Consider the following 8,461-nt stretch of genomic DNA (forward strand, 5'->3'; position numbering starts at 1 on the left):
TCGCCGCGGCTGGTCTGCACCCAGCGGCGGTGCTTCTCGACCTGCTCCCAGTTGAGCTTCGGCGTATTGGTGCCGTCGACGCCCATCTCGGCGTCGTGCGCGCGGTTGCGGATGTTGTCCGCCGCGGCGCGCCAGGCCTTGGACGGGATGCAGCCGCGCCACAGGCATTCGCCGCCGGGGAAGGGTTCGTTGTTGACCATCATGACCTTGACGCCGTGGTCGGCGAGGTCGCGCGCACAGTCCTCGCCACCAGGGCCGCCGCCGACGACGACCACCGGGAAGTCCCAGTTGCCTTCGGGGATGGGCGAGACGGGTGCGCTCGTCGCCGCGGCCTTGCCGGCGACGGTCTCAGCCGCTGCCGCGCCGCCCGCCATCCAGGCGTCGGGCGCCTCGATGGTCTGCTTGAGCGTGGCGAGGTAGAGCGCGACGTCGGCACCGTTCAGCACGCGGTGGTCGCCGGTGATGGTGAACGGCGTGCCTTGCGGGCCGTTGGCGGCGATCGCCAGGATCGCGGCGATGCCGGGCGTGGGGATCGCGGTGAAGTGCGACACCCCCAGCATGCCCATGTTGGAGATGGTGAAGGTCGGGTTGGAATACTCGGCGGGCGCCAGCTTGCGCACCCGCGCGCGTTCGACCAGCCCCGTCCAGTCGGACTGCAGCGCTTCCAGCGGCTTCTTCTCGATGCCGTGCAGGATCGGCACGACGAGGCCGCCGTCGTTCGACATCACGGCTACGCCGAAGTCGTGGTTCGCACGCTCGACCAGTTTGTCGACCGGCTGGTAGGCCCAGTTCATGCGCGGGAACTTCGCCATCGCCACCGAGCAGGCCTTGGCGATCGCCACCGTCACCGAGACCTTGTTCGCCTTGGCGGCAGCGGTCAGTTTCGAAGTGTCGATGTTCACCGTGACGTTGAAGGTCGGCAGCGTGAGCGAGGCGGTCATCGCGTGGCTCACGGCCTTCTCCATCGACGTCATCGGCCGGCCCTGGCCCGGGACGTCGACCTGCGGCAGCGCGTGCGCGACCTCGGCCATGCTGGGACGCGCGCGCGCGACGTCGGCGGCGACGATCACGCCGGCCGGGCCGGTGCCGGCGAGGCCGGCGATGTTCACGCCAAGCTGCGCGGCGACCTTGCGGGCATAGGGCGAAGCCGGACGGCCCGTGACGCGCGCGACCGGCGGCTGGCTGCCGCCGACGGCGACCGGCGCGGGCGCGGCCTTGGGAACGGGGATCGTCGGCTGCTTGTCGGCCGGGTGCGGCGCGACCTTGTGGGTGTCCTTGACCTTGTGCTCGGCGGAGATCGTCACGCCGGTGTCGTTGGCCTTGGAGGCGTCGTCGACGATGAAGGCCATCGGATGGCCGACCTCGACCACGCTGCCGACGTCGGCGATGGGGCCGGAGAGGAAGCCTTCCTGGAACACCTCGACGTCCATGATGGCCTTGTCGGTCTCGACCGTGGCGACGATGTCGCCGCGCTTGATCGCGTCGCCGGGCTGCTTCTCCCAGGTCACGACCACGCCCTCGGTCATGGTGTCGGAGAGCTGAGGCATCACGATCGGCGAGCCGGCGTGGTGCGGGATCATCTCGGTGGGTGCCTTCTCCTCGACCACCTCGTCGGCGGCGATCGCGACGTCGCCCGGGGTGTCGGAGATGTAGCCGAGCGTGGCGCCGACGGCGATGGTCGCGCCGACGTCGGCGAGCGGGCCGGCGAGGTAGCCGGCCTTGAACACCTCGACGTCCATGATGGCCTTGTCGGTCTCGACCGTGGCGACGATGTCGCCGCGCTCGACGCGCTCACCGGGCTGCTTTTCCCAGGTGACGACGACGCCCTCGGTCATGGTGTCCGAGAGCTGCGGCATGGTGATGGCGTAGTGGTTCATATGTATAAGGGGCTAGGATTTAGGGGCCAGGGGGCAGCTTGCTTTGCAGCGACTTGCGCAAACCCATGCAACATGCGTCCCAACTCATCAGTAGTGGCAAACAAGGCATCGCGCTGCTCGATGCCCAGATAATTCAAGCGTGCAGCGAGTTCGATCTGGGTTTCGACCTCGGCCAGCGAACCCATCGCTATCGACACGAAACGCAGATAGTCGCGCGTCGTATTGCGCGCGTGACCCTCTGCAATATTCGACGGAATGGATACCGCCGCGCGTTGCAACTGGTTGGCCAGAGCGTAGAGCTCGGATTGGGGAAAGCTGCGGGTGATGGTGTAAACCGATTCGGTCAACTGCATCGCCAACTGCCAAACCGACAAGTCGCGATAGCTGAAGACCTCCACCCCCTAGCTCCTAAATCCTAGCCCCTGCCGTCAAGCCTTGCCGAACATCTTCAGCACGGCCTTGACCACGTCCTCGTGGTCGGGGATCGTCGCCTTTTCCAGCGTATGGTTGTACGGCTGCGGCACGAGCTTGGAGTGCACGCGCACCGGCGCGGCGTCCAGCTCGAAGAAGCATTCCTCGTTGATGATCGCGATCACCTCCGAGCCGACGCCGACCGGCGCCTCGTCTTCTTCGGCGATGACGGCGCGGTGGGTCTTGCCGACCGAAGCCTTGATGCCGGCGCGGTCGAGCGGCGACAGCGAGTAGAGGTCGACGACCTCGGCCGAGATGCCGTACTGCTTGTCGAGGATCTCGGCGGCCTTCAGGCACCAGTGCACCGAGATGTTGTAGCCGAACAGCGTGACGTCGGTGCCGGCGCGGGCGACTTCCGAGCCTTCCAGAGGGTGGAAGTATTCGCCGTCGGGCACTTCGCCCTTCATGTTGTACATGAGTTCGTGTTCGTTGATGAACACCGGGTCGTCGCAGCGGATCGCCGATTTCAGGAGGCCGTAGGCCTGCCTGGGGTTGGACGGGGTGACGACGCGCAGGCCGGCGATCCCCATGAACACCTTCTCCATGCGCGCGGAGTGCTGCGCGCCGAGCTGGTGCGCCGCGCCGCCCGCCGAGCGGAACACGCACGGGGCCGTGAGCTGGCCGCCCGACATGTAGCGCACCTTGGCGGCGGAGTTGAACATCTGGTCCATCGCCAGCCAGGCGAAGTTGACCGACATGATCTCGACGATCGGACGCACGCCGAGGAAGGACGCGCCGATCGCGAGGCCGGTGAAGCCGCCCTCGGAGATCGGCGTGTCCATCACGCGCAGCGGGCCGTACTTCTCGTACAGGCCCTTGGTGGCCTTGTAGGTGCCGCCGGCGACGCCGATGTCTTCGCCCATGCAGATGACCAGCGGGTCACGCGCCATTTCTTCGTCGTGGGCGCGCTGGATCGCTTCCCAGTACATGATGTTTGCCATGCTGTCTTTTCCTTAAACCTTAAGCGGCTTTGCCCGTGAGCCACGGGAGCTGGGTGTCACGGTCGGCGAGAACGTATTTTTCGAGATCCTCGACGCGGGGTTCGGGCGATTCCTCGGAAAACTTGATGACCTCGTTTTCGATGTAAGCGTCGGTTTCCTTTTCCAGCGCCTCGAACTCGGCCAGGGTCAGGGCGCCTTCCTTGATCAGGCGGTCGCGCAGGATGAAGATGGGGTCGCGCTGTTTCCACAGTTCCTCTTCCTCGCGCGAGCGGTAGCCGCGCGAGTCGGACATCGAGTGGCCACGGTAGCGGTAGGTCATCAGTTCGAGGAAGAAAGGGCCGTTGCCGGAACGCACGTGGTCGACCGCGCGGCGTGCGTGTTCGTAGACAATTTCGATGTCCTGGCCGTCGCACTCGTCGGCCGGGATGTTGTAGGCGGCGACGCGCTTGTGCTGGTGCACCACGGCGGTGGAGCGCTCGATCGAGGTGCCGATGCCGTAGAGGTTGTTCTCGCAGACGAACAGCACCGGCAGCTTCCACAGCGCGGCCATGTTCAGCGTCTCGTGGAACACGCCCTGGTTGTTGGCGGCGTCGCCGAGGAAGCAGATGGCGATCTCGTCGCCGCCCTTCAGCTGGATCGCCTTGGCGATGCCGGCCGCCAGTGGGAACGGGCCGCCCACCAGCGCGTAGCCGCCCATGAAGCGCTTGTCGGTGTCGAAGATGTGCATCGAGCCGCCGCGGCCTTTGCTCGATCCGGTTTCCTTGCCGTACAGCTCGGCCATCACTTCCTTCGGATCGGCGCCGCACTTGATCGCGTGGACGTGGTCGCGGTAGCCGGTGATCACGTAATCGTGGCCGGGACGCGCGGCTTCCATCACGCCGTTGCAGCAGGCTTCCTGGCCGGGGTAGAGGTGCAGGAAACCGCCGATCTTGCGTTCGATGTAGGCCTGGTAGCAGCGCTCTTCAAAACGGCGGTGCAGCACCATTTCGCGCAGCACACGTTTCTTGTCTTCAATCTTCATTCGGTTACCCTTGTTGGATGGGGCGGAAAACGCGCGGGGAAAAAATCAAACGCGCAATTATCCGGGAAACCCCGTCAACCATCAAGAAAACGCCATCCACAAGGAATCGCCGTGCTGCCTAAACTCACTGAAAACAAACAGGAAATAACCGCTGAATCGCTGGCAGCGGTGGCGCATGCATTGCTGCTGCTGCCGGTGTCGAAATCCCTGCCCGAGGTGCCGGGCGGCCTTGAGCTCAAGGCCGTGATGAAGCGGCGCGATCTCAAGATCGATGCGCTGGCCAAATCGCCGGTGGCGGTGCAGCTGCCCGGCGGCACCCTCGCGGTCTACGCCATGCTCAAGGCCGACGCCGGTACCTTCGAAACCCACGAATTGGTGCGCAAGGCGTTGGCCTTGCTGCTGGGCGAACATCCCAAGTCGCTGGCGCTGGCCGTGTTCGGCGAGGCCGGATTCAAAATGCATGCGGCGGAAGCGGCGGTGTATGCCGCGCTGGTCAATGCCGTGCCGCTGCCGTCGCGCAAATCCAAGCCCGATCCAGTGCTGAAAACCGTGCAACTGTTCGGCCACAAATCGGCCGACGGCTTCGCCCGCGCGCAGGCGCTGGCCGAAGGCAACCTGCTTACCCGCAGCCTCACCGTGCAGGGGCCGGACGAGCTCACCCCCGGCGTCTACCGCAAGCGCATCAAGGCGCTGGCGAAGCAATACGGCTGGACGGTCGAGGAATACGGCTTCGACAAGCTGAAGAAGATGGGCGCAGGCGCCTTCTGCGCGGTGGCGCAGGGCTCGCCGGCGAAGGATGCGGCGATCGTCAGGCTCACCTACGGCGAGCCGGCGAGGGGTAAAAAGCAGAAGCCCCGTATCGCCTTCGTCGGCAAGGGCATCTGTTTCGATACCGGCGGACATAACCTGAAACCCGCCAAATACATGCAGGGCATGCACGAGGACATGAACGGCTCGGCGGTGGTGCTCGGCATCCTCGCCGCCGCGTCGAAGCTGAAACTGCCGGTCGCACTGGACGGCTGGGTCGCGCTCGCCGAGAACCACATCAGCCCGCAGGCCTACCGGCAGAACGAAGTGGTCACGGCACTCAACGGCACCACCATCGAAGTCGTCCATACCGACGCCGAGGGCCGCATGGTGCTGGCCGACACGCTGACGCTGGCAGCCAGGGGCAAGCCCGACCTCATCGCCGATTTCGCCACCTTGACCGGCTCGATGCACTACGCGCTCGGCAGCCGCATGTCCGGCGTGTTCGCCACCTCCAGCATGCTCGCCCACCGCGCCTCGCGCGCCGCCACCTCAAGCGGCGAACGCATCGTCGTCTTTCCCTATCCCGAGGACTACGATAGCAACCTCGATTCGACCGTCGCCGACGTCAAGCAGTGCAGCATGGAAGGCGAAGCCGACCACATTCTCGCCACGCGTTTTTTGTCGCGCTTCGTCGGCGACACGCCGTGGCTGCACATGGACCTGTCGGGGCACAGCTGCAAGGGCGGGCTGGGCGCGGTGATGAGCGACGCCAACGGCTTCGGGGTGGCGTGGGGGATGGCGCTACTGGAGGGGTTGCAGGCGTAATAGGCCGGGATAAGCAAGATCCCGGAAAATCGCGAAAGCGGGTTTGGGCCTGCAGAGAAGCAGGCCCAGTTTTGAGGAGGAATCGTCATGTCCTATTCAGGAAATGGAAAAATGAAATATCTGGTACTCATGGTTACGGGTCTGGCTTTGGCCGGTCCGTCGGCAGCTGTTGAATTCACCTTGAATGGGGATGTGCGTGCAGGGTTCTTCTCTCTGCACCGCGACGACCGTAATGGCACGGAAGACACGACCGACGAGCTTCGGGTGCGGGTACGCCCGGGAGTCGGCATCAAGTTCAGCGAGCAATGGCTGGCCCAGGTCCGTTTCGCCGGACGTTATTCCACGGACGACCGCAACGATCCGCACTTCAAGATATTCAAAGGCATCCCCGCGGACGATGGTTTGCGTCGCGGCGACTCCACGCTGGACGAGATGTATGTCGAATACCGCCCGGACGATCGCTGGCAGCTGCGCCTCGGTCGTTTTCAGAGCAAGGCCGAACTCGAAGGCGTGGCCAAGAAGTCGCTGGACCGGAACGATAGCCCGAACACCGACATCACCTGGACCGACGGGGTTCAGGTCAAGCACAAATCCGCGAGCGGATGGGTCACGACCGCGATTGCCCAGTACAACGACAGCGACGGCGCAACCCAGGTACGGCATGCGCCGCTCGATTTCAGCGACGACGGCAGTCGTCTGTCCTATTTCGCCGGACTCGAAAACACCCAGAAGGCCGGCGCACTCGTCCAGCGTGCGGTGGATATCACCTGGCTGCCGGAGGCGCTGCACAGCAAAGGTGTCGGTGCGGGAACGGTGGAGGATTACTGGGGCTTGGTCGGCCGGCTCGCCGGGCAATGGCCGATGAGCGGCAGCATGAAATTCATGCTGGCGGGCGAAGCGGGCTACGCCCCGAATACGCCCAGGCGCAGCGTGGTACGAACCGGCACCTCCGGCGACGCCGATGGACTTGCCGCGCAGATCACGTTTAATTTCATCGATATTGTTCCCCGGCACAGCGCAGGACTCGTGCTCGGGCGCGCTGGTGACGGCTGGCTGCTGTCTCCGGATTTCGGACCCAATGCCAATCTGGTCGAGTTGCGCTACAAGTGGGCCGTCGACAAGAAACAGACCGTGGAAGCGCGCGTGCGGAATCGCGAAGACATTCATCAGCGCGTCGGCAGTTTGTCCAAACGCGAGGATGTCGATTTCTATTTGCGCTATACGGTCAAGTTTTAAACTGACCGTTCTGCAAGCTTGGGTTCGATGCGGCGGGTTGACGGGCTGGCAGCCTGCTTTCATTGCTTCCGCAGGATGTCGCCGGCCCAGCTCAATGCGGCCGAAACCGTAGGAAATCCAAGCGTGCTGGTGAGGAGGACGATGGCATGGTAAACCTCCTCGGGGCTTGCCCCGTTATCGATCGCTCTTCTGACATGGCTGTGAACGGCGCCCTCGGAATGTATTGCGATAGCCGCGGCGAGCTGGATGAGGTTCGCAGTCTTCCCGTCGAGTGGCCCCTGTTTTTTGAGAACCTTGCCGAGGTCTTCAACCGCATCGATGAACGCCTGGTGCGTTTTTTTCTCAAGCAGATAATGCTCGGGAAGTTTTTCCTTTGACATGAGAACCTCCAAATTCGGCTCCTGAGGATTTCACTTTAGACGAGCTCCAGGCTGAACTCGAAAGAAATGTCGGAAAAGGAAAGGAATAGGGGATTCCGCAATGAAAAACTACCCCGCTGGCCATGATGCCGAATCTGCCTGCCCTGCCATCGAGCCACGCTATGCAGACCACACCCTGCTGGTACTCGACAAGCCCAGCGGCCTGCTGGCGGTGCCGGGGCGCGGTGTGGATAAACAGGATTGCCTCGCCGCGCGGGTGCAGGCCCGCTATCCCGATGCTCTGGTGGTGCATCGGCTCGACATGGCTACCTCCGGGCTGATGGTGATGGCGCGCGGTGCGGCGGCGCAGCGTGAACTTTCCAAAGCGTTTGCCGCGCGCGAGGTGACGAAACGCTACATCGCGGTGGTGGCCGGACGGCTGGACGCGCCGTCGGAAGAGTGGGGAATCATCGATATGCCGATCGCCGTCGACTGGCCCAGGCGGCCGTTGCGGATCGTCGATCGCATTCGCGGCAAGCCGAGCCTCACCCGCTGGCGCGTGCTGGGGGCCGACGAAACCGGCGCGGACACCCGAGTCGAACTCGAACCCGTCACGGGCCGCTCGCATCAGTTGCGCGTTCATCTGCGCGAATTGGGCCATCCCATCCTGGGTGACGCGCTGTATGCGCCGCCCGATGTGCAGGCCCGCGCCGGGCGCTTGTTGTTGCACGCCTGGTCGCTGCGTTTCGCGCATCCGTCGACGGGGGACGCGCTTGCGTTCGAGAGCCCGGCGCCGTTTTGACAGGCCCGATACTCGAACGAAGGCTGTTTTAATTCGTCACGCCGCAAGCCATGCGCGCACCGCCGCCACCGAGCGGTGCCGGGTGATCGGCATGGTTGTCCCCCCCGACGTGGATCATCAGCGAGCGCCCTTTCATGTCGGCCATCTTCAAGCGCGGCGCCAGCACGGGCTGGGTCGCG

9 protein-coding genes are annotated in these 8,461 nt (G+C 64.4%); 3 read left to right on the plus strand and 6 right to left on the minus strand.

Translation table 11 applies throughout. The features are described from left to right. From Q0L94_RS06100 to pdhA, 4 genes are all read right to left on the minus strand, one after another. On the minus strand, window positions 1-1,856 hold a 1,856-nt coding region (locus Q0L94_RS06100; RefSeq protein ID WP_296751266.1), incomplete at its 3' end, for a 2-oxo acid dehydrogenase subunit E2. A 17-nt stretch (window positions 1,857-1,873) separates the two neighbouring features. After that, window positions 1,874-2,275: a four helix bundle protein gene (locus tag Q0L94_RS06105; protein WP_296751268.1), complete on the minus strand. Its 402-nt coding sequence runs from the start codon at window positions 2,273-2,275 to the stop codon at window positions 1,874-1,876. Window positions 2,276-2,305: 30 nt separating this feature from the next. Continuing rightward, the gene (locus Q0L94_RS06110; RefSeq protein ID WP_296751270.1) at window positions 2,306-3,289 is read right to left on the minus strand and encodes an alpha-ketoacid dehydrogenase subunit beta; all 984 of its coding nucleotides are present in this window, start codon (window positions 3,287-3,289) and stop codon (window positions 2,306-2,308) included. A 19-nt stretch (window positions 3,290-3,308) separates the two neighbouring features. Beyond that, window positions 3,309-4,310, minus strand: a complete 1,002-nt coding sequence (gene pdhA / locus Q0L94_RS06115; RefSeq protein WP_296751273.1) for a pyruvate dehydrogenase (acetyl-transferring) E1 component subunit alpha — start codon at window positions 4,308-4,310, stop codon at window positions 3,309-3,311. Between the two features lie 111 nt (window positions 4,311-4,421). Here pdhA and Q0L94_RS06120 point away from each other — a divergent pair, with 111 nt between their 5' ends. Together Q0L94_RS06120 and Q0L94_RS06125 are read left to right on the plus strand one after the other, a co-directional pair. Next, window positions 4,422-5,885, plus strand: a complete 1,464-nt coding sequence (locus Q0L94_RS06120; protein ID WP_296751275.1) for a leucyl aminopeptidase family protein — start codon at window positions 4,422-4,424, stop codon at window positions 5,883-5,885. Between the two features lie 87 nt (window positions 5,886-5,972). Further along, complete coding sequence (locus Q0L94_RS06125) at window positions 5,973-7,121, plus strand: hypothetical protein (RefSeq protein ID WP_296751277.1); 1,149 nt, start codon at window positions 5,973-5,975, stop codon at window positions 7,119-7,121. 59 nt (window positions 7,122-7,180) lie between these two features. Here Q0L94_RS06125 and Q0L94_RS06130 read toward each other — a convergent pair whose 3' ends face one another. Further along, on the minus strand, window positions 7,181-7,501 hold the full coding sequence (locus Q0L94_RS06130; protein WP_296748887.1) for a carboxymuconolactone decarboxylase family protein: 321 nt from the start codon (window positions 7,499-7,501) through the stop codon (window positions 7,181-7,183). 100 nt (window positions 7,502-7,601) lie between these two features. Here Q0L94_RS06130 and Q0L94_RS06135 point away from each other — a divergent pair, with 100 nt between their 5' ends. Beyond that, a complete protein-coding gene (locus tag Q0L94_RS06135) occupies window positions 7,602-8,282 on the plus strand; it encodes an RluA family pseudouridine synthase (RefSeq protein WP_296751279.1) in 681 nt (226 codons plus the stop codon). 28 nt (window positions 8,283-8,310) lie between these two features. Here the strand turns inward: Q0L94_RS06135 and Q0L94_RS06140 are convergent. Next, on the minus strand, window positions 8,311-8,461 hold a 151-nt coding region (locus Q0L94_RS06140), incomplete at its 5' end, for a superoxide dismutase family protein (RefSeq protein WP_296751282.1).

This window comes from Thiobacillus sp. (genome assembly GCF_024708915.1).

Coding starts and splice junctions, on each gene's coding strand:
- Q0L94_RS06110 (WP_296751270.1), bottom strand. CDS start 3,289: ATGGCAAACATCATGTACTGGGAAGCGATCCAGCGCGCCCACGACGAA.
- pdhA (WP_296751273.1), bottom strand. CDS start 4,310: ATGAAGATTGAAGACAAGAAACGTGTGCTGCGCGAAATGGTGCTGCAC.
- Q0L94_RS06125 (WP_296751277.1), top strand. CDS start 5,973: ATGTCCTATTCAGGAAATGGAAAAATGAAATATCTGGTACTCATGGTT.
- Q0L94_RS06130 (WP_296748887.1), bottom strand. CDS start 7,501: ATGTCAAAGGAAAAACTTCCCGAGCATTATCTGCTTGAGAAAAAAACG.
- Q0L94_RS06135 (WP_296751279.1), top strand. CDS start 7,602: ATGAAAAACTACCCCGCTGGCCATGATGCCGAATCTGCCTGCCCTGCC.